The sequence below is a fragment of the Hyphomonas sp. genome (genome assembly GCF_013823385.1).
Classification (GTDB): domain Bacteria; phylum Pseudomonadota; class Alphaproteobacteria; order Caulobacterales; family Hyphomonadaceae; genus Hyphomonas.
On sequence record NZ_PNMA01000010.1, the window covers coordinates 80236 to 101848 of the forward strand.

General features: G+C 60.2%; 22 protein-coding genes. All 22 read right to left on the bottom strand.

Annotation, left to right across the window (positions count from 1 at the left end; genetic code table 11):
* Positions 1-78 precede the first annotated feature (78 nt).
* The 22 genes from C0456_RS08290 to C0456_RS08395 all read right to left on the bottom strand — a co-directional run bounded on the left by C0456_RS08290 (position 79) and on the right by C0456_RS08395 (position 21613).
* The gene (locus tag C0456_RS08290; RefSeq protein WP_291050424.1) at positions 79-765 is read right to left on the bottom strand and encodes an ABC transporter ATP-binding protein; all 687 of its coding nucleotides are present in this window, start codon (positions 763-765) and stop codon (positions 79-81) included.
* Positions 762-2042, bottom strand: coding sequence for an ABC transporter permease (locus tag C0456_RS08295; protein WP_291050425.1), 1281 nt, complete (start codon positions 2040-2042; stop codon positions 762-764). Before C0456_RS08295 ends, C0456_RS08290 begins: the two co-directional genes overlap by 4 nt.
* The gene (proS, locus tag C0456_RS08300) at positions 2042-3361 is read right to left on the bottom strand and encodes a proline--tRNA ligase (protein WP_291050426.1); all 1320 of its coding nucleotides are present in this window, start codon (positions 3359-3361) and stop codon (positions 2042-2044) included. The genes C0456_RS08295 and proS overlap by 1 nt, the downstream gene beginning before the upstream one ends.
* A 47-nt stretch (positions 3362-3408) precedes the next feature.
* The gene (locus C0456_RS08305; RefSeq protein WP_291050427.1) at positions 3409-3648 is read right to left on the bottom strand and encodes a DUF1467 family protein; all 240 of its coding nucleotides are present in this window, start codon (positions 3646-3648) and stop codon (positions 3409-3411) included.
* Complete coding sequence (mce, locus tag C0456_RS08310; RefSeq protein ID WP_291050428.1) at positions 3648-4076, bottom strand: methylmalonyl-CoA epimerase; 429 nt, start codon at positions 4074-4076, stop codon at positions 3648-3650. Before mce ends, C0456_RS08305 begins: the two co-directional genes overlap by 1 nt.
* Before the next feature lie 7 nt (positions 4077-4083).
* Entirely contained in the window at positions 4084-5700 is a 1617-nt protein-coding gene (locus C0456_RS08315) for a ribonuclease J (RefSeq protein WP_367179232.1), read from the bottom strand.
* 77 nt (positions 5701-5777) lie between these two features.
* Positions 5778-6545 (bottom strand): type III pantothenate kinase, encoded by a 768-nt coding sequence (locus tag C0456_RS08320; protein ID WP_291050430.1) that lies wholly within the window; start codon positions 6543-6545, stop codon positions 5778-5780.
* Positions 6546-6548: 3 nt separating this feature from the next.
* Positions 6549-7286 (bottom strand): biotin--[acetyl-CoA-carboxylase] ligase, encoded by a 738-nt coding sequence (locus C0456_RS08325; RefSeq protein WP_291050431.1) that lies wholly within the window; start codon positions 7284-7286, stop codon positions 6549-6551.
* Positions 7283-8716 (bottom strand): NADH-quinone oxidoreductase subunit NuoN, encoded by a 1434-nt coding sequence (gene nuoN / locus C0456_RS08330; protein ID WP_291050432.1) that lies wholly within the window; start codon positions 8714-8716, stop codon positions 7283-7285. Before nuoN ends, C0456_RS08325 begins: the two co-directional genes overlap by 4 nt.
* A 4-nt stretch (positions 8717-8720) precedes the next feature.
* Entirely contained in the window at positions 8721-10223 is a 1503-nt protein-coding gene (locus C0456_RS08335) for an NADH-quinone oxidoreductase subunit M (protein ID WP_291050433.1), read from the bottom strand.
* Positions 10223-12394: an NADH-quinone oxidoreductase subunit L gene (gene nuoL, locus C0456_RS08340; protein ID WP_291050434.1), complete on the bottom strand. Its 2172-nt coding sequence runs from the start codon at positions 12392-12394 to the stop codon at positions 10223-10225. The genes C0456_RS08335 and nuoL overlap by 1 nt, the downstream gene beginning before the upstream one ends.
* Before the next feature lie 7 nt (positions 12395-12401).
* Entirely contained in the window at positions 12402-12710 is a 309-nt protein-coding gene (gene nuoK, locus C0456_RS08345; protein WP_291050435.1) for an NADH-quinone oxidoreductase subunit NuoK, read from the bottom strand.
* Positions 12711-12713: 3 nt separating this feature from the next.
* A complete protein-coding gene (locus C0456_RS08350) occupies positions 12714-13307 on the bottom strand; it encodes an NADH-quinone oxidoreductase subunit J (protein WP_291050436.1) in 594 nt (197 codons plus the stop codon).
* Between the two features lie 69 nt (positions 13308-13376).
* Positions 13377-13862 (bottom strand): NADH-quinone oxidoreductase subunit NuoI, encoded by a 486-nt coding sequence (nuoI, locus tag C0456_RS08355; RefSeq protein ID WP_035600017.1) that lies wholly within the window; start codon positions 13860-13862, stop codon positions 13377-13379.
* Entirely contained in the window at positions 13859-14953 is a 1095-nt protein-coding gene (gene nuoH, locus C0456_RS08360; protein ID WP_291050439.1) for an NADH-quinone oxidoreductase subunit NuoH, read from the bottom strand. The genes nuoI and nuoH overlap by 4 nt, the downstream gene beginning before the upstream one ends.
* A 9-nt stretch (positions 14954-14962) precedes the next feature.
* Positions 14963-17062 carry an NADH-quinone oxidoreductase subunit NuoG gene (gene nuoG / locus C0456_RS08365; RefSeq protein WP_291050441.1) on the bottom strand — a complete coding sequence of 700 codons (2100 nt, stop codon included), beginning with the start codon at positions 17060-17062 and terminating at the stop codon, positions 14963-14965.
* Between the two features lie 6 nt (positions 17063-17068).
* Positions 17069-17467, bottom strand: coding sequence for a hypothetical protein (locus C0456_RS08370; protein ID WP_291050443.1), 399 nt, complete (start codon positions 17465-17467; stop codon positions 17069-17071).
* 14 nt (positions 17468-17481) lie between these two features.
* Complete coding sequence (gene nuoF, locus C0456_RS08375; protein ID WP_291050445.1) at positions 17482-18789, bottom strand: NADH-quinone oxidoreductase subunit NuoF; 1308 nt, start codon at positions 18787-18789, stop codon at positions 17482-17484.
* Positions 18790-18792: 3 nt separating this feature from the next.
* On the bottom strand, positions 18793-19611 hold the full coding sequence (nuoE, locus tag C0456_RS08380; RefSeq protein WP_291050447.1) for an NADH-quinone oxidoreductase subunit NuoE: 819 nt from the start codon (positions 19609-19611) through the stop codon (positions 18793-18795).
* Positions 19612-20064, bottom strand: a complete 453-nt coding sequence (locus C0456_RS08385) for a VOC family protein (RefSeq protein WP_291050449.1) — start codon at positions 20062-20064, stop codon at positions 19612-19614.
* A complete protein-coding gene (locus C0456_RS08390) occupies positions 20064-20411 on the bottom strand; it encodes an SgcJ/EcaC family oxidoreductase (RefSeq protein WP_291050451.1) in 348 nt (115 codons plus the stop codon). Before C0456_RS08390 ends, C0456_RS08385 begins: the two co-directional genes overlap by 1 nt.
* The gene (locus C0456_RS08395; RefSeq protein ID WP_291050453.1) at positions 20408-21613 is read right to left on the bottom strand and encodes an NADH-quinone oxidoreductase subunit D; all 1206 of its coding nucleotides are present in this window, start codon (positions 21611-21613) and stop codon (positions 20408-20410) included. The genes C0456_RS08390 and C0456_RS08395 overlap by 4 nt, the downstream gene beginning before the upstream one ends.

The following is a 21613-nucleotide window of genomic DNA, read 5'->3' on the forward strand; positions in this document are numbered from 1 at the left end:
CGGCAATCCTCTTCCGCGCGGATCATCTCACCGAATCAGCAAAGCTGGAAGCATCTGCCGCCAGCAGTCCACAAAGGATCACTCTGTGTAATCGACCAGCTTGCCATCCTGCAGGGTCAGAATGCGGTCCATGTGCCGGGTCAACGCCAGATTATGGGTCGCGACAAGCACCCCCGCCCCCTCTTCCCGCACCATCTTGATGAGCGTTGCAAAAACCCTTTCAGTGGTTGCCGGATCCAGGTTGCCTGTAGGCTCATCGGCAATGACGAGTTTCGGGTCGTTTGCAAGCGCACGCGCGATGGCAACACGCTGCTGCTCACCCCCGGAAAGCTGGCCTGGCTGATGGAAGGCGCGTTCTTCGAGGCCCATCTCTCCCAGAAGGCGGGAGGCTTTTTCGCGAGCCTTCGATTTCTTTACCCCGGCAATCATCAAGGGCATGGCAATGTTGTCGATGGCGTTGAACTCGGGCAGCAAATGGTGGAACTGGTAGACGAAGCCGATCTTCCGGCGGCGGATGCCCGTGCGGCCATTGTCGTTCAGCTTCAGGCAGTCAATTCCATCCAGAAATATCGATCCGCCTTCTGGCCGTTCAAGCAAACCGGCGGTGTGCAAGAGGGTGGACTTCCCGGAACCTGACGGCCCCACCAGTCCAACCAGCTCTCCCGGCGACACACGCAGATCTGTGCCCCGCAGAACCTGTAGCGCGCCGGCCGCAGTCCGGTAGGTTCGGTCAATTCCGAGAAGTTCGAGTACGGGCTGTGTCATTCGAACCTCAGCGCTTTCACCGGATCCTGGGAGGAGGCCCAGATAGACGGGATCAACGAGACAACCATCGACATCACAAGCGCATAGGCGCCTGTGCTGAATACTTCTCCCCAGTCCAGTACAGCGGGAAGATGATCCAGCCCGTATTGCTCGGCCGGGAATACCTCTCCATCAATCGCCAGATTGATGAGCGCCTCTATCGGGCCAATGTTGAGGATGAAGAGAACGCCAACAATCATTCCCAGCAGCGCGCCGAGAGAGCCCAGAACGGTTCCTACCATCAGGAATACCCTCAGCACGCCGCCGCGGCTGAGGCCAATTGTGCGGAGGATCGCGACATCACGCGTCTTGTTCTTCACGAGCATAACCACACCGACGATGATGTTCAGTGTGGCGATCATCATAATGATGGTCACCAGAAGACGCACCATGACGCGCTCTGTCTGCAGCGCGCCAAGATAAGTGCGGTTTTTGGTTTTCCAGTCGCGCAAAAGCAGGCTGTAGCCAGTGGCTTCCGCAATGCGTTGCATCACGATCTCTGTCGTGTCCGGATCTTTCACCCGGATATCGAGATATTGGTAACGGCCTTTCGACTGAAACAGGATCTGAGCCTGTTCCATCGGCATGAAGACATATACGTTGTCGAGTTGGGCAGAGCCCGTGCGGAAGATATCCCCAACGATATAGGCCTTGCTGACCGGCGTCTGTCCGATCGGACCTGATCGCATCTGAGACGTTACAATCTCAACACCGTCACCTGGTTGAAGACCAAGATTGGCGGCCAGATATTGGCCGATCATGATGACGTTCCCGCCATTCCGGCCTTCGCCGAAGCCGGCTGCCAACGCCGCCGCGCCGCCATCCTTGAGGATCGGCATGGTTTTGAGGTCTGCAGGTGGCACTGCCCTGACGACACCGCCGGTACGGACACCATTGGCGGACAGGAGCACAAACTGCTCAATGTAAGGGGAAACGCTCACAACATCCCGCGTTTCGGAAATGACCTTGGCAAGCGCCTGCGCCTCATCCTGCGGGATACCGTCCACCGCCGCCGAAATGTGAGGTTCCCCGCCGAGTAGCGCGTCGAGCAATGTCGCCCGGAACCCGCTCATGATCGACATGGTAATGATCAGCGCGGCGACGGCAAAGAAAATGCCGATGAACGAGATCACCGCGATCAGGCTGGCGCCGCCATGCTCGCGGCGTGCCCGCAGGTATCGCCAGGCAAGCGTCCGCTCCAGTTTTCCGAACGGCGTGGCAGAAGGCGTAGCGCTCATCAGGAGCCTTTCAGCTGGGCCAGCATGTCTTCAATTTTGACGTCATGCTTCTCGCCGGTCTTGCGGTTTTTAACCTCAACCTTGCCTTCGGCCACGCCGCGCGGCCCCACTGTTGTCTGCCAGGGCAAACCGATCAGATCCATTCGCGCAAACTTTGCGCCGGCTCGATCATCCGTATCGTCATAGAGCACTTCGCGGCCTGCCGCCGTCATTGCTGCATAGAGGGTTTCACAAGCCGCATCACAGGCCTCGTCTCCGGGGCGCATGTTGATCAGGCCCACATCGAAAGGCGCAACGGCTTCGGGCCAGACGATACCGTTCTCGTCATGACAGGCCTCAATGATGGCGCCAAGCAGGCGGGACACGCCGATGCCGTAGCTGCCCATCTGTACCGGCACCATCTGACCATCGGGGCCTTGCACGACAGCGTTCATGGGTTTGGAGTATTTGGTACCAAAGTAGAAGATATGGCCGACTTCGATGCCGCGGGCCGACACGCGCCGGTCTTCAGGCAATGCAGCGAAGGCAGCCTCGTCATGCATTTCCTCGGTGGCAGCATAGTATCTGGTGCGCTCTTCGACAAAAGGCGTGAGATCTGCATCGAAATCGAGATCAAGGCCAGGAGCCGGCAGATCCAGCAGCGCCTTATCGCAGAACACTGCGCTCTCACCCGTCTCTGCCAGAATGATGAACTCGTGGCTGAGGTCGCCGCCAATCGGACCGGTGTCCGCCCGCATCGGGATCGCCGTCAGCCCCATCCGGTCAAAGGCATTCAGATAGGCGCAGAACATCTTGCGGTAGGCCGCCCGCGCGCCCTCTTCTGTCAGATCAAAGGAATAGGCATCCTTCATCAGGAACTCACGGCCGCGCATGACGCCGAAGCGCGGGCGCACCTCATCGCGGAACTTCCACTGCTGGTGATAAAGGTTCAGCGGCAGCTGCTTGTAGCTTTTCACATAGGTGCGGAAAACGTCCGTGACCAATTCCTCATTGGTCGGGCCATACAGCATGTCCCGCTCATGGCGATCCTTGATGCGGAGCATTTCCTTGCCATAATCGTCATACCGGCCTGATTCCCGCCAGAGGTCTGCCTGCTGCAGCGTCGGCATCAGCATCTCAATGGCGCCGGACCGGTTCATCTCCTCCCGAACGATCTGCTCGATCCGCTTCAGCACTCGAAAGCCTAGCGGCAACCAGGAGTAGATGCCGGCGCCATTCTGGCGGATCATGCCAGTGCGCAGCATCAGCTGGTGCGAAATGATCGCGGCGTCTGCAGGAGCTTCTTTGGAAACAGGCAGGAAAAACTTCGACAGGCGCATGAATCATCCAGACTTTTACGGAATTCTTTCACGCTCACTAGCCGGAGCTAGACCGGTTCCGCAAGCAGCTGAGGAATAACCAACGCAGCAACCAGCGTGATCACGGCCGCCCCAATGGTGGCCCAGATCGCTTTTTTGACCAGCATCGGGTTCTTGGGCGCCCCCTCTTCTGTGCCGGGCGTCGTGGACTCGTCTTCCCATTGCCCCTTAACCCCAATCGGCAAAACGGCGAAGAAGGTGATCCACCACCCCAAAACAAAGACGATTGTGGCGCCCGCGATACCCATCAGTGGTGCCCTTCAAGAGTTTCCATAAGCTCCACCAGAACGCCATTGGAGTTTTTCGGGTGGACAAAAATGATCATGGTGCCGTGGGCACCGATCCGCGGTTTGCCCAGCACAGTGGCGCCACGTTTTTCCATTTCGGTGACGGCCTGATTGATATCCGCCACTTCGAAGCAGACGTGATGCTGGCCGCCTGCGGGGTTCTTCTTAAGGAAATTTGCGATCGGCGAAGCCTCATTCAACGGCTCGATCAGCTCGATCTGGCTGTTGGGAAGGTTGACGAAACAGACTTTCACGCCCTGTTCGGGCATGTCGAAAGGCGTGGTGATGTCCGTCGCGCCGTAAAGCGTCCGGTAGGTTTCGCAAGCCTGCTCGATATTGGGAACAGCAATGCCAACATGGTTCAGCGGCCCGATCTTGAATTCGCTCATGAAAATCTCAGCTCCTCAGCACAACTACTTCAATCATCGGCTTCAGGCCGAAATTGATATCACACGCTTTTCGCAATGCACGGCCCATAACGCGCTCGATCGCCTCATCATCATTGCGGTCCTTCTTCGAAAGACCAGCAAGGGCAGCCTCTGCTGCGTCATCCAGGATTTCGAGACTTTCCTCGGCCACCCGGCCGTCGGTCTCGGATAGCCCTTTGACGACAACGACCGGGCCATCCACAACGCGCCCAGCCTGATCGAGGCTCACAGTCGCGAAGATGATGCCGCTATTGTGAAGACGCTTGCGCTCGATCAGGCCCTGAGCGCCTTCGGGCAGCAGGCGGCTGCCATCCAGGAAGAGGCGCCCGGCAGGCACTTCATCGAGGATTTCTGCTTCGCCCGGTGCAAGGCGGATCAGGCTGCCGTTGCGCGGCGCCACAGTTTCCGGCACCTGGAGGGAGCGGGCGTACGAGGCATGTTCGAGAATATGTCTCCGCTCTCCATGGACAGGGACAGCGATACGCGGGCGTACCCATTGATACATCCGGCGGAGTTCATCGCGGCAGGGATGGCCGGATACGTGGATCGTTTGCGGAACCATTCTAGGATGGATGACCCTGATCCCCTGCTCCGCCAAGGTGTTCTGCAGGCTGTAAACGCTGTTCTCATTTCCCGGAATGAGGCGCGAGGAGAAGATCACGCTGTCCCCTTCGCGCAGCGCCACATGCCGGTGGTCGCCCCGCGCTATACGGGAAAGCGCAGCATTTGCCTCGCCCTGACTACCTGTGCAGAGGTAAAGAATATTTTCGGGCGGCAGGTAGCCCGCCTCAGCCTCATCCACGAAATCGAGACGCGCGGGCAAAATGCCGACCGCTTTGGCTGCCGCCGTGACCCGGTGCATGCTTCTCCCAACGAGGCAGACACTGCGTCCTGCCCTGTTGGCCGCGTCAATGATCGACTTCACCCGCGCGACGTTCGAAGCAAAGGTTGTGACTGCAACGGCCTGCTTCTGCTCGGCAATCAGCTCGATCAGGCCCAGGCGAACGGTTTCTTCCGAACCGGCCTCGCCATTCTCAAACACGTTGGTGGAGTCGCACACCATGGCGAGAACACCCTCGTCGCCAAGCGCTGTCAGCCCCTCAATGTCCGTGGTCGCACCGATCTGCGGATTGGGGTCAATTTTCCAGTCGCCGGTATGCAGGATAACGCCGGCGGGTGTCCGGATAGCAAGCGCATTCGGCTCGGGGATGGAGTGCGTGAGCGTCACATAGGTAACCTCAAATGGGCCGGCCTTGACCGTGGCGCCCATGGAAACCGTCTTCAGCCATTTATGATCCACGCCGCGCTCATCCATCTTTGAGCGGACGAGTTCGCAGGTGAAGGGGGTTGCATAGATCGGCGCCTTGGTGCGCAGCAGCGGATACAGCAGACCTACTGCGCCGATATGATCTTCATGCGCATGGGTCAGGAAAACAGCATCTATCTGCTCGCCCACCAGAAAATCGGGGTCAGCGCAGATCAGGTCAATACCAGGTGTTTCCGAATTTCCGAAGGTTACCCCGATATCGACAATGATCCATCTGCGGGCATGGCGCGGCCCATAGCCATACGCATTCAGGTTCATCCCGATCTCGCCGCATCCGCCGAGGGGAAGAAAGACAAGTTCGTCCTTGGACTGATCGAAGGATTTGTTTGAAATGGTCAACGGTTCCGCTTCCAGACTTCCAGAAGCCCCCGGATGAGGATGTCCTGGTCATAATAGTCAATAGTCTCGCTGGCGCCTTCAAACAGGGAAGCAACACCCCCTGTCGCGATCACCGTCATGGGGCGTCCCCATTCCGCCTTGATCCGGCGCACGAGCCCATCAATCAATTCGATGTATCCAAGAAACACACCTGACTGCATGGCAGAGACTGTGTCTTTGCCGATGACCTGGGACGGCTTCTGGATGGCGATTCGGGGCAGCTGAGCGGCTGCGTCATGCAGTGCTCTCATGGAGAGATAGATACCCGGCGAAATGATGCCACCTTCAAACGCACCATCTGCGGACACAATGTCGAATGTCGTGGCCGTGCCGCTGTCTATCACGACCAGATCGCCCGGATAAGCGACATGCGCGCCCAGCGCGCTCACGATACGGTCTGCGCCCACTTGTTCCGGGTGCCGAACCCTGAGGTTCATGCCGGTCTTCAGGCCCGGTTCGCCTATGAACAGCGGCTCAACATTCAGGTATCGGCGTGCAAGATTCCGGAAATTGAACTGCGCGTGGGGAACCACGGAGGATACAACGCACCCCTTTACTGCCGAGAGGTCGATCCCGTGCATGTCTGCCAAGCGCCAGAGCCAGGAAGCATGATCATCGGCGGTCTTGGTCGAATCCGTTGCGCTGCGCCATTGGTTGACCCAACCCTGCCCATCATGCAGCGCAAATACGGTGTTAGTGTTGCCGACGTCGATGACCAGAAGCATGGTTTAGGCTTGTCCGATGAGGCTGACTTCGCCCGCTCTTATGATGCGCGCACTTCCATCGGGCAACCGCAGACGCAGAGCGCCGTCTGCCTCCAGATCCTCGAATACCCCCTCAACAAACACATCGCCGACGCGAACGGAGACTTCCTGCTCCCTCCCCTCGGCATAATCGAGCCAGTCCTGGCGGAGGCTTTCAAAGCCCCTGCGCGCCTGCGCGAGCCGGGCTTCGAAGGCAGAGTGATAGGCGCCGAGAACTTTTTCCGTTTCAAGGCTCTGGCCGCTAAGCAGGTTGAGACTGGTCGCCGCCTGCCCCACATTATCCGGCACATAAGCCACATTGATGCCAGTGCCAGCAGCGATCCAGAGGTCCGCGCCCGCGCCGCCTGTTTCTACAAGGATTCCGGACACTTTCTGCCGCGCGATCCTGACATCGTTAGGCCATTTCACTTTGACTGGCGCATCAGGAGCAAATGTCCGCACGGTGTCCACCACCGCCATGGCGGCCGCAAAAGGGATACGGAGCGCGACAGGAATGCCGCCCGGCTCCGCGAAGAGCGCCGTGGTGAAGATATTACCCACGGGAGAAGACCAGACCCTATCCTGACGGCCACGGCCTGCCGACTGAGACGCAGCGACGATCCATTGGTCATCAAACCGTCCGGAACTGCCAGCGCGCCGCTTCGCCTCCGTGTTGGTGCTGTCTATCTCTTCAAACCGGTAAACCGGCCAGGAAGCGCTCAAGGGGCCAGACCTGCTGCAGCGTAACTTGCCCAGCCGCCTGTACCGAGTTCGCCGATGAAGATCATGAACACGACACCAGCCACCACGGCGCAGGCGATCACGGTGCCAAGCACGGACACGTCTACCCGCTCGAAAGCCTCCTTGGGTTCATCAAACCACATCACTTTCAGCAGCCGCAGATAGTATCCGAGCGAGACTACCGAAGCGATCACGAGAACGATGGCCAGCGGAACAAGGTCAGCATCCACGCCCGCGCGCAGGACTTCGTATTTGCCGAAGAAGCCCCCGAACGGTGGCAGCCCGGCCACGGAAAGCACGAGGACCGTCATGGCGATGGCAAATACCGGCTGGCGGCGCGCAAGCCCGCCAAGTTCCTGAATGCTCTCAACCATGCCGCCCCGGCGGCGCATTGCCAGAACGCCGGCGAAGAGACCAAGCGAAGAGACAACGTAAATCGTGGAGAAGGTCAGCAGCGCCGGCGCGCCGAGGGCTTGTCCTGCGGCTACTGCGACCAGAGCATAGCCGACATTGGCAATCGAGGAATAGGCAAGCAGGCGCTTGATGTTGGTCTGCGTCAGGCCGCCGAGCGAGCCGACAATCATCGAGAGACCCGCCACGATGGCCACGATCAGCTGCCATTGATGGATCACGCTGCCAAACAGCGTGAACATCACATTGGCGAAGACGACCAGGGACGCAAATTTCGGCGCCGATGCAAAGAACGCCACGACCGGCGTTGGCGCGCCTTCATAAACGTCCGGTGTCCAGACGTGCATAGGCGCGGCCGAAATCTTGAATGCCAGGCCGACAATCATCAGCACCATGCCGAACATGGCGCCGACGGACTCCCCTGCCAGCGTCAGGCCGTCAAAGGATGTGGTGCCCGTGAACCCATAGACCAGGGATGCCCCGTAGAGCAGCATGCCCGAGGCAAGCGCGCCGAGAACGAAGTATTTGAGGCCCGCCTCGGATGATCGCGCGGAGTCCCGATGGAAGGCCGCCAACACGTAGGACGAAAGGCTCAGCGTTTCGATGCCCATATAAAGCGTCATCAGGTCGTTGGATGACAGGGTGATACCCATACCGAGAGAGCCGAGAACCATCAGCAGCGGGTATTCGTAGCGGCTGATGCCGTGACGCTTCAGGAAGCCTTCCGACACAAACACAGCAACCCCGGCCAGCGTGAAGCTGATCACCTTGGTGAAATTCGTGAAGGTGGTGGTCTTGACCAGGCCGTTGAACGCCTCTCCACCTTGAAGGTGGATGGCGGACAGGGCCGCAGCACCAAACAGAACCAGCGCGCCCACTTTGTAGGAAAGGCTGTTGAAGCGCTCACCAACTATGGCACCGACCAGCACAAGTATAAGACCGGACGCAGCGAGCCAGAGTTCCGGCGCAAGGGCCTGCAGGATGGATTGAGTGTCGAGCATCGGCTTACTGGCCTCCCGCCATGAGCGCGATAATGCGCGCGGTAGCACCACTGGTGACGGCGAAAATGAGGTTCGGAGCAATACCGAACAGGATAGTCAGCGCCGCAAGCGGTGCAATACAAACCCATTCGATGCGGTTCATGTCCTTGATGTCCTCAAGGTGGGGATTGGTGATCTCGCCAAAGACCGTCCGCCGATACAGCGTCAGCATGTAAACAGCCGAGAAGATCACGCCAAAGGCCGCACCAAAGGCTGCCCAGGTCGCCGCTTGGAAGCCGCCGACCATAGTGAGGATTTCCCCCACAAAGCCGCTGGTGCCCGGAAGGCCGACATTGGCCATCGTGAACAGCATGAAGAAGCCGGCATAAATCGGCATACGGCCGACGAGACCGCCATAAGCGGCAATCTCACGGGTGTGCATACGGTCATAGACGACACCCACGATCAGGAAGAGCGCGCCGGAAATCAGGCCGTGGCTAAGCATCTGTAAGATGGCGCCCTGAATACCCGTCTCGTTGAACGCAAAGATGCCGAGCGTGACAAAGCCCATATGCGCAACCGATGAATAGGCGATGAGCTTCTTCATGTCTGTCTGACGCCAGGCGACGAGAGAGGTGTAAATGATCGCCACAACAGCCAGCGCGAACATCATTGGCTGGAAGTAGGCACTCGCATCCGGGAACATCGGTAGCGAGAAGCGCAACATGCCGTAACCGCCCATTTTCAGCAGGACACCGGCAAGCACCACAGAGCCCGCCGTCGGTGCCTGAACGTGTGCGTCAGGCAACCAAGTGTGGACCGGCCACATCGGTAGTTTCACCGCGAAGGACGCGAGGAAGGCCAACCAGAGCCAAGTCTGGATGCCAGGATCAAAGGCATATTGCTCCAACACTTCGAAGTCTGCCGAGCCAGCCGCCTGGATCATGTAGATCGCAGCAACAAGCAGAAGAAGCGAGCCGATCAGCGTGTACAGGAAGAACTTGAAGGACGCATAAATGCGGTCCTTCCCGCCCCAGATGCCGATGATCAGGAACATCGGGATAAGGCCGGCTTCGAAGAAGATGTAGAACAGCACCAGATCCAGCGCCGTGAAGACGCCGATCATGAACGTCTCGAGCACCAGGAACGCGACCACATATTCGGTCACGCGCGTGTCGATCGAATTCCAGCTTGCCAGCAGGCAGATCGGCGTGAGGAAAGTGGTCAGCAGGATCAGCGAAATCGACAGGCCATCGATGCCCAGCTTGTAGCTGATCGGGCCGTACCACGCATGCTGCTCCACCAGCTGGTAACCCGGCTGGGACGCGTCGAAAGACAGGAAGGCCGCCACCGAAAGCACAAAGGTTGCCGCAGAGATGATCAGAGACGCCATGAGAATGGCGCGGTTCTGCCGGCCATCATCCGCCGCCGCACGGCTGCCGGCCGTTGCCGCCCGAACCAGTACGATCAGCAACGCCCCAATCAGCGGCAGGAACGTCATTGCAGTGAGAATGGGGAAACCGCCCATCAGTTGGCCCCTCCGGCCCGCAGCCACAGGATTGCGCCAAAGACAATGGCGGCCCCGATGATCACGAACGCATAATGATAAAGATAACCTGTGTGGAGTTTTGCGAGGCGGCGAGCGCTGAAGCCGGCAAACCAGGCGGCCCCATCCGGCCCGACGCCATCGATGATCTTCTTGTCAGCTTTCCAGAAGATGTTTCCGAGGAAAGCCGAGCCGCGAACCAGCGTGGCCTGGTAGATCTCGTCGAAATACCACTTGTTTGAGAACAACGCGTGGAGCGGGCCGCCGCTGGCGGCAATCCGCGCGCCCACGCCCCTGTTGAAGAAGTAGGTCATGCTCGCCAGCACAAAGCCCGCAAGGGTGACGACCAACGGTGCCCAGAGCACCCATTCCGGCACATTGTGACGATCGTGGAGAACGTGGTTTTCCGCTGCGCGATAAATCGCGCCGGCCCAGAACGCTTCGTTATTGGCCTCCACAAAGGCATCGTAGAAATAGAAGCCTGCGAAAATCGCACCCAGGCTGAGCAGGCCCAGCGGAATGAGCATAACCATCGGGCTTTCATGCGGCGTGTGCGCATGGTGGTCATCCGCAGGATGCTCTTCCCCTTTGACGTCTTCGCTCTCATGGGTGTCGTGATGCCCATGATCGTGATGCTCGCCATGCTGCGTCAGCGGGCCATGGAAGGTCATGTAGATCAGGCGCCAAGAATAGAAGCTCGTTAGGAATGCTGCCAGCAGGCCGAACCAGAAGGCCATCTGACCGAACATCACCTGCGCAGTGCCCCCGGCAAAGGTGCTCTCAAGGATCGCATCTTTCGAGAAGAAGCCGGAGAAGCCGAGTTTCGTGTGCGGAATGCCGAGACCGATGATGGCGATCGTGCCGATCATCATGGCCGCATAGGTCAGCGGCATGAACTTCGCCAGGCCGCCCATCCGGCGCATGTCCTGCTCGTGATGCATGCCGTGAATGACGGAGCCAGCGCCAAGGAACAGGAGCGCCTTGAAGAAGGCGTGCGTGAAGAGGTGGAACATCGCCGCCTCATACGCGCCCACGCCAGCGGCGAAGAACATATAGCCCAGCTGCGAACAGGTTGAGTAGGCGATCACGCGCTTGATGTCGTTCTGGGCCATGCCCACCGTTGCGGCGTAAAGCGCCGTGACAGCGCCGACCAGCGTGATCATGCCGGCCGCGTAGAACGTGTATTCGTAGATCGGCGAGACGAGGCAGACGAGATACACACCCGCCGTCACCATGGTCGCCGCGTGGATCAGCGCGGACACCGGCGTCGGGCCTTCCATGGCGTCCGGCAGCCAGACGTGCAGGAAAAACTGGGCCGACTTACCCATCGCGCCGATGAACAGCAGGATACCGATCAGTTCGAGCGCATAAACGCGCTGGCCGAGGAAGGTCATGATGACTTCCCGCGCGGGCGCAGCTTCTGCAAAGGCAACCGGCGTAACCACGGCATTATTGCGGATTGCGTCCAGTACTGGGCCGAACTCCACGCTGCCGAACACGAAGAACACAGCCATGATCCCAAGCGCGAGGCCGAAATCGCCCACGCGGTTGGTCACGAACGCTTTGATGGAAGCGTCGTTCGGCGCCTTCTTCGTATACCAGAAACCGATCAGCAGATAGGAGGCGAGGCCCACGCCTTCCCAGCCGAAGAAGAGCTGGATGAAGTTGTCGGCCACCACCAGCATGAGCATCATGAAGGTGAAGAGCGAGAGATAGGCAAAGAAGCGCGCCTTGTGCGGCTCCTCGCTCATATAACCCCATGAATAGAGGTGAACGAGGCCGGAGACGCCGGTGATCACAGCCATCATGACGATGGACAGCGCATCCACCCGGATCGCCCAGTTGGCCTTGAAGTTGCCCACCTCGATCCATGGCATCAGCGTGATGATATGCTGCTTCAGCTCCTGCGTGCCGTGCGCGGGGCCGGCGGTCAGGTAAGCATCCAGCGCCGCATGTGCCTCATGCCCGCCGGCATGACCAAGCCCCGCCACATAGGCAAAGAGCTGGTAGAGCGAAAGCGCGCCAGCGGTCAGCACCGTACCGGTGGTGACCAGCATGACGATACGGTCGCCGATGATCTTGTGAAACAGACCGAACAGCGCCGCGATACCGGGCGCCAGAACGATGAAAAGGAGAAGGCTATCAGGAAGCATACCCTTATCAGCCCTTCATGAGGTCGACATTCTCAACCGAGATGTCGCGCCGGTTACGGAAATAGACGACCAGGATCGCAAGCCCCACGGCCGCTTCGGCAGCGGCAACCGTCAGCACCAGCATCGCAAAGATCTGGCCCTGTATGGTGCCGCTGAACACCGAGAATGCGACGAGGTTGATGTTCACCGAAAGCAGGATCAGTTCGATCGCCATCAGGATGACGATGATGTTCTTGCGGTTCACAAAGATGCCAACGACACCAATCGTGAACAGCGCTGCCGACACGGCGAGATAGTGAGGAAGCCCGAGTTCCATCCGTCAGATCCCCTGCCCTGGTGTTGGGTCTTTGAGCTCAACAGCATCCGCACGGCGGCGGCCGGTCTGCTTGGCAATGTCCTGACGCTTGATGTGCGGCTTGTGGCGGAGCGTCAGAACGATGGCGCCGACCATGGCGACGAGAAGGACGATACCGGCCAGTTGGAACAGCAGCATGTAATCCGTGTACATCACGAAACCGATGGCTTCTGCATTGGTAGGCGCATTCGGCGAAGCATCCATATTGCCCGTCGGAATTGAGCCGCCAGCCGCCGAAACAAGCGCCAGCTCTGCCAGAAGAATGACACCAACCAGCAAGGCAAAGGGCCAGTAGCGCGCAGTGCCCTGCTTAAGCTCGACGAAATCGACGTCCAGCATCATCACGACGAACAGGAACAGCACCGCAACGGCGCCGACATAAACAACGACCAGCAGCATTGCGAGAAACTCCGCGCCAATGAGGACCAGAAGCCCGGCAGCAGAGAAAAACGTAAGAATGAGCCAGAGCACGGAGTGTACGGGATTTCGCGCTGCGATGACAAACATCGCCGCCAGCACGACAATCGCCGCAATCAACGAGAAAGCGATGAACGCCACGGCTTGTCCGCCCCTTCCTGATAAATGCCAGAACCTGACCGGCCCAGCCCTGCTTCAACCAGCGCCGCCCTAGCGGTACGGCGCATCCAATTCGAGATTCTTGGCGATCAGCCGTTCCCAGCGGTCACCATTCGCGAGCAGCCGTTCCTTGTCATAGAACAACTCCTCCCGTGTTTCAGTCGCAAACTCAAAGTTTGGCCCTTCGACGATAGCGTCCACCGGGCAGGCTTCCTGACAGAAGCCGCAATAGATGCACTTCACCATGTCGATGTCGTAGCGCGTGGTGCGGCGGGCGCCGTCTTCACGCGGCTCGGCTTCAATGGTGATTGCCTGCGCCGGGCAGATCGCCTCGCAGAGCTTGCACGCGATGCAGCGCTCTTCCCCGCTGGGATAGCGGCGCAGGGCGTGTTCCCCGCGGAAACGCGGTGAGAGCGGGTTCTTTTCGAAGGGATAGTTCACGGTCGCCTTGCGGCGGAACATTTCCCGGACCGCGATCCAGGATGCCCCAAGAAAATCCGTCAGCAGAGCGCCACGAAGAGTTTGCGCAAGGCTCATGAGAGACCTCCCACGAATGTCACATAGCCGGCCACGAGGATCACTGCTGCCAGCGAGGTCGGCAGGAAGATTTTCCAACCCAGACGCATCAGCTGGTCATAGCGGTAACGGGGCACGATGGCCTTCACCAGGGCGAACAGGAAGAAGCAGAACAGCACCTTCCCCATGAACCAGGCAAGGCCGGCCAGACTGAGAAGCAGCGGCGGCATGTTTGCCGTCAGTTCAGGCCCCAGCGCGATCGGGCCATGCCAGCCGCCGAGGAACAGGATCGTCATCATCGCGCACATCAGCACAATGTTGAGATATTCCCCGAGCATGAAGAGGAGGTAAGGCGTGGAGCCGTATTCGACCTGATAGCCGGCAACCAGTTCGGATTCGGCTTCCGGAAGGTCGAAGGGCGGGCGGTTTGTCTCCGCGAGTGCCGAGATAAAGAAGATCACGAACATCGGCAGCATGACGAGGATCAGCGGGAAATACTGGAAGCTGAACACGTGCCAGTTCTGGATGCCGCCGTCCTGATTGTTGACGATGGTGGTGAGGTTCATCGACCCGACCAGCAGGATCACGGTCACGATCACGAAGCCGATCGACACCTCATAGGACACCATCTGCGCAGCCGAGCGGAGCGCGCCGAGGAAGGGGTATTTGGAGTTGGATGCCCAGCCGCCCATGATGATGCCGTAAACACCCAGCGAAGAGATCGCGAAGAGATAGAGGATGCCGACATTCAGGTTGGCGATGACCCAGCTTGTGCCTGTTTCGGTGCCGGGCGCCACGGGAATGGCTGCCCAAGTCACGAAGGCCAGCGTACAGGTCAGGATGGGCGCCATGATGAACACGGCCTTGTTGGCACCAGCCGGGATAACGATTTCCTTCAGCAGGAATTTCCCGAAGTCTGCGAAAGACTGGAGAAGCCCGAAGGGGCCGACCACGTTCGGGCCCTTGCGCATCATCACGCCGGCCCAGACCTTGCGGTCCAGGAGCAGCAGGAAGGCAATCGACAGGAGCAGCACCAGTGTGAAAAGGCCAATCTGGCCCAGCACCAGCAGCGGCCCCCAGAGGCTGCCAAGAGACTCGATCGCGTTGCTCATGGCGCCGCCCTACTCTGCCGCTACCGGAGTGTCTAGGCGGCTTGCCAGCGCAGAACACTCGGCCATTGTCTTGGATGCCCGTGCAATCGGGTTGGTGAGGTAGAAATCCACAATCGCGGATTTGAAGGCCGCGCTGCTGAGGCTGCCTGAGGCGTCTGCCACCGGCCGGGAAAGCGCCTCTACACCGCGCGCGCCGGGGGCGTAGCCGCGGCCGGAGAACACGGTGTTTTCGCCTTCCTTGCCGCGCAGAAGAGCGCGGAGCTGATCTGCTGTGTCATAAGGAAGCGGCTTTCCACAAACCGCTGAAAGAGCACGGAAAATTGCCCAACCCTCGCGGGCCTCGCCTTTCGGCTGCACGGCGCGCGTGGTCATCTGGACCCGGCCTTCGGTGTTTACATAGGTGGCGGTCATTTCGGTGTACGCAGCGCTTGGCAGGACGATATCTGCCCGGCTTGCCCCGGCATCGCCATGGGAGCCGACGTAAATAACCTTGGAATTTCCGAGCTTTGTGAGGTCCACCTCATCAGCGCCGAGGAGAACAACCGTGGAAAGGTCCCCGCCCAGGATATCAACGGTTGCCAGGCCGCCTTCGGCCGGAACGAAGCCGACATCCAGCGCGCCAACCCGGCCAGCTGCGGTATGAAGCACACCAAAACCGGCCCATCCTTCGGTCACGGCGCTGACAGTCTGGGACAGTTTGTGGACAGTTTCGGACAGTTTGAGACCATCCTCGCGACAAAGGGCGCTCTCCCCGACCACGATCATTGGACGCTTGGCATCCTTCAGAACCTGGAAGAAGTCGCTCGAGGCGATTTGGTCGAGGTCAGCCGCGCTGGTCCCCAGATGCTCGTAGGGGTAGGTCAGATCGGCAGCCTCGCCGATGAGGCCGATCTTGAGATTGCCCCAGAGCCAGGACTTGCGAATGCGGGCGTTCCAGACGGCGGCCTCGACGCGCGGATTGGTGCCGATCAGCAGCAGGGCGTCGGCCTCTTCGATACCCATCAGGGTGGGATTGAAGAGGTAATGCTCGCGCACGCCCGAGGTGCCGTACCGGGCACCTGCCGGGCGGCAATCTGTGTTCTTGACGCCCAGGCTGCGGAAGAGGTCCAGCGCGGCCTTGGCCTGCTCGACTTCGATCAGGTCACCGGCGACAACGCCGATCTTGTCGGGACCGACCGAAAGGGCTGCTTTCACGGCCTCGAAGGCTTCGCCCCAGGTGGCGGCGCGCAGCTTGCCATTCTCGCGGATGTAGGGCCGGTCAAGGCGCTGGCGGCCGAGGCCGTCCCAGACGAAGCGCGACTTGTCCGACAGCCACTCCTCGTTCACCTCTTCGTTGAGCTCCGGCATGATGCGCATGACGGCATCGCCCTTGGCATCGACACGGATGGCGGCGCCCATGGCGTCCATCACGTCGATCGAGGAAGTCTTGCGCAGCTCCCAGGGGCGCGCATTGAAGGCGTAGGGCTTGGAGGTCAGCGCGCCGACCGGGCAGAGGTCGATGACGTTGCCGGAAAGCTCTGAGGTCAGCGACTTTTCGAGATAGGTGGTGATCTCGGCATTCTCGCCCCGGCTGATCATGCCCATCTCTTCAACGCCGGCGACTTCGGCCACAAAGCGGACGCAGCGCGTGCACTGAATGCAGCGGGTCATGATCGTCTTGACCAGAGGGCCCATGTATTTGTCTTCGACGGCGCGCTTGTTCTCTTCATAGCGCGAGGTGGAGCGGCCATAGGCGACGGCCTGATCCTGAAGATCGCACTCGCCGCCCTGGTCACAGATGGGACAATCAAGCGGGTGGTTGATGAGCAGGAACTCCATCACCCCGTTGCGGGCCTTTTCGACATAGGCGCCGCCGGTGCGCACGATGGGCGCAGAGCCATCCCGGTTCGGGCGCATATCCCCAACGATCTGGGCGCAGGAGGCAATCGGCTTGGGCGCCCCTTCCCACTCGACGAGGCACATGCGGCAGTTGCCCGCCACCGACAGGCGCTCGTGATAGCAGAAGCGCGGGATCTCGGCGCCGGCTTCCTCACACGCCTGCATCAGCGTGTAGTGCTTGGGCACTTCGATTTCCTGGCCGTCGATGTTCAGCTTGAAAGTGTCGGACATGGGACTTCAGAACTCTTCGGAAGGATTGATGCGGGGCTTGCCAGGATTGTCGATGGCATTGAGGCCAATGGCGAAGCGGGAGAACACGAACTGGGCGACCAGAGCGCCCAGAACCAGCAGATTGAACGGCAGCGCATATTCAATCATGCCATAGAAAAACAGGCCCGCACTGACGATGGCGAGCGCCATGACGCCCCAGAGGGCCTTGACGTAGAAAATGGCCATCAGGGCAAGGACAGCCGAAAGCAGCGAGACGCCCGCAACGGCCATTACATACAGCCGCTGGTTCTCCATCACGCCGCCATTCCGGGGCATCACATAGCCAAGCGCAATCGCCACAACTCCGTGCAGCGTGGCCAGCGACAGGCACCAGGATACGATCAGGATAGCGCGGGTGAGGCTCACTTGCCTATTCGTCCTTACTCTGCTGCCGTGACCACAGCGCCCTGAACCATTGCGCGCGGAAGGCGGTACTGGGTGATGCGGTCTTCGATTTCGTGGCGGAAGTGGCGGATCAGGCCCTGAATCGGCCAGGCGGCCGCGTCCCCGAGGGCACAGATGGTGTGGCCTTCGACCTGTTTGGTAACGTCCAGCAGCGTGTCGATCTCGTCATGCTCGGCTTCGCCGCGCACCATGCGCTCCAGCACGCGCCACATCCAGCCGGTGCCTTCCCGGCACGGCGTACACTGGCCGCAGCTTTCATGCTTGTAGAAGTATGCGAGGCGCGCGATGGCGCGGATCAGATCTGTCTGCTTGTCCATGACGATCACGGCCGCCGTGCCGAGACCGGATTTCAGATCACGGAGCGTGTCGAAATCCATGTAGGCGTCCATGATCTGCTCTGCCGGCACCATCGGCACCGAGGAGCCGCCGGGGATGACAGCCTTGAGATTGTCCCAGCCGCCACGAATGCCGCCGCAATGCGTTTCGATCAGATCACGGAAGGTGATCGACATCTCTTCTTCGACATTGCACGGCCTATTCACATGGCCGGAGATGCAGAACAGCTTGGTGCCCGAATTGTTCGGGCGGCCAAAGCCGGCAAACCACTGCGCCCCGCGGCGCAGGATGGTTGGCGCAACGGCGATGGACTCCACGTTGTTCACGGTCGTCGGGCAGCCATAAAGACCGGCATTGGCCGGAAATGGCGGCTTCAGACGCGGCTGGCCCTTCTTGCCCTCAAGGCTTTCGAGCAGCGCGGTTTCCTCGCCGCAAATATAAGCGCCGGCGCCGTGATGCACATAGAGATCGAAATCCCAGCCGTTCACATTGTCCTTGCCGATGAGCTTCGCCTCATAGGCTTCCTTGACGGCCTTCTCGAGCGCGTGACGCTCGTTGATGTATTCACCGCGGATGTAGACATAGCATTTATGGGCGCGCATCGCGCGGCTGGCCACCATGCAGCCTTCGATCAGCAGATGCGGATCGTGGCGCAGGATTTCACGGTCCTTGCACGTGCCGGGTTCAGACTCGTCGGCGTTGACGACAAGATAGTGCGGACGGTCGCGCACTTCCTTCGGCATGAAGGTCCATTTCAGGCCAGTCGGGAAGCCGGCGCCGCCGCGCCCGCGGAGGCCTGACGCCTTGATCTGATCACAGATCCAGTCCGGCCCCATGGCGAGCATTTCGCGCGTCAGATGCCAGGCGCCGCGCTGCTTGGCGGCTTCCAGGCCCGGCGAATGCATGCCGTAGAGGTTTGTGAAGATGCGGTCCTTGTCCTGCAACATGGCCTAGTCCTTCTTGTCCTTCGGGGCGGACATGCCGTCCTTCGTTGCATCCGGCTTGCTGGTCGTGTCGATCAGCGTCGCCTTGCCTGCAGTCGGCTCTTCACGCTTCACATTGGTCGGTGCGCCGGCATCGGGACGGCCGGTTGCTTCGGCGGTAGCCTCCCCTGCGGGCTCCGGCAGGTTTGGCAGCGTCTTGATCGCGTTGCGGCTGCCATCGAAGAGCGCTGCATCCGTCAACGTCTTGGCGCCGCCTTCGGGGGCACTGTTGACGCGATCGATCTGCGGGCCGGGCGTAATGTCCACGCCATTCTTCAGACGGCCGATGATCTGCGCCAGGGATTCCGGCGTCAGGTCTTCGTAATAGTCGTCATTGATCTGCACCATCGGCGCGTTCACACAGGCGCCGAGGCATTCCACCTCTTCCCAGGAGAGGCGCTTGTCGTCGGTGACATACATCTGCTTGCCGATTTCGCGTGTGCAGACTTCCTTGAGACCTTCTGCGCCGCGCAGCTGGCAAGGCGTGGTGCCGCAAAGCTGGATGTGGAACTTCCCGACCGGCTGTAGACGGAACATCGTGTAGAAGGTGGCGACCTCGTAGACGCGGATATACGGCATCTCGAGACGGTCGGCGACTTCGCGCATGGCCGGCTCGGAGAGCCAGCCATTGTTGTCCTTCTGGGCGAGCCAGAGCAGCGGAATCACAGCGGAGCGCTGCTTGTCCGCCGGATACTTGCCCCGCCAGAACGCAATCTTGTCTTCTGTCTCAGGCTTGAAGGAGAAGCTGTCGCCTCCCGCCTCAAGATCAAACCGGCGCAATGCCATCTACTGCTCCTTCGCAAGCGGAACGGCGACGCGGCCCGCTTCGTCAATTGGCCAGAACGGGTTGTGAGCCACTTCCCAGGCATTCCCCTCAGGGTCTGCGAAGTAGCCGGAATAGCCGCCCCAGTATGTCTTGTGTGGCGGCTTGGAAATGCGCGCGCCCGCACGCTCCAGCCGGCCGAAAATCTCGTCCACCTCTTCGGCAGAGCGCGCGTTGAATGCCAGGGCGAAGCCCTTGAAGGCGCCCTTGCGATCATCGGCGACGCCAGCATCTGCGGCGAGCTTGGTCTCGTCCCAGAGGCCGATGACGAGGCCGCCGGCATTGAAGAAGGCCACCTCGCCCTTCACGCCGCGATCTTCAAATCCCAGAACATCCGTATAAAAACCGATCATGCCGGCGAGGTCGCGAACCCCGACGGTGATGACCGATACACGTTGCTCCGGGAGAACGCCCATCAGACCGCCCCTGCCCTCGCAAAGTCGACGCGGGCGATCTTGCCGTCGCGGATCGTGTAGATGGCGGCCACCTCAAAGGTTTCCCCGCCGGGCGAACGCTCCACCGCTTCGTGATCGATCACGGTCGTGCCGAGATCGATCCGGTTGACCAGCTTGGCGCGGTTCTGCGGGAACTGGGCGAAGAGATCTTCGTGACGCTTGCGGATGGCGTCGAGGCCTTTCTGGTTCACGCCGCCATTCAGCGTCGCAAGCTCGGCATCGTCTGCATAGCAGGCGAGGAAGGCGGCGATGTCCTGCGCATTATACGCGTCGAGCTGGCGCTGGACGAGATCGAAGGAGGCACTCACCGGTCGATCTCCCCGAACACGATGTCGAGCGTTCCGAGCACGGCCGACACGTCTGCCAGCTGGTGGCCCTTGCAGAGATGGTCCATCGCCTGAAGGTGGGGGTAGCCCGGCGCGCGGATCTTGGCGCGGTAGGGACGGTTCGTGCCGTCAGCAACAAGGTACACGCCGAATTCACCTTTGGGCGCTTCAACGGCGGCGTAGCATTCGCCTTCCGGAACGTGGAAACCTTCCGTATACAGCTTGAAGTGATGGATCAGCGCTTCCATCGAATTCTTCATCTCGCCGCGGCGCGGCGGAGAGAGTTTCGAGCCGGCCAGAAGCACTGGGCCGGGGCCGTCTTTCGCCATGAGGTCGATACACTGGAGGATGATCTTCACCGACTCGCGCATCTCTTCCATGCGGCAGACATAGCGATCGTAGTTGTCGCCGTGCTTGCCGACAGGCACTTTGAAGTCGAGTTCGCTGTAGCACTCATAGGGCTGCGAGCGGCGCAGGTCCCAGGCGAGGCCCGAGCCGCGCACCATCACGCCGCTGAAACCCCAGTCGAGAATCGTGCGCTGGTCAACCACGCCGATATCGACGTTGCGCTGCTTGAAAATGCGGTTTTCGGTGACGAGGCCTTCAATCTGGTCCAGCTTCTCCGGGAACTGCTCGCACCAGGTGGCGATGTCATCGATGAGGCGCTGGGGCAGATCCTGATGGACGCCGCCGGGACGGAAATAGGCCGCGTGCATCCGGCTGCCAGAAGCGCGCTCATAGAACACGCAGAGTTTCTCGCGCTCCTCGAAGCACCAAGTGATGGGCGTCAGCGCGCCCACGTCCATGACGCCGGTACCGACGTTGAGGAGGTGGGACATGATCCGGCCGATTTCCGAATACATGACGCGGATAAGGCTGGCGCGGCGGGGCACTTCAACACCAAGCAGCTTCTCGATGGCTAGGCACCAGGCATGTTCCTGGTTCATCGGCGAGCAGTAATCGAGCCGGTCGAAATACGGCATGCCCTGAAGGTAGGTCTTGTATTCGAGCAGCTTTTCCGTGCCGCGATGGAGAAGGCCGATATGGCTGTCCACGCGGGTGACGATTTCGCCGTCAAGATCAAGGATCATGCGTAGCACGCCGTGCGCGGCAGGGTGCTGCGGCCCGAAGTTCAGGGTGAACTTGCGGTCGTCCATGTCTGCGATGTGTGCGGTGTCAGGCAT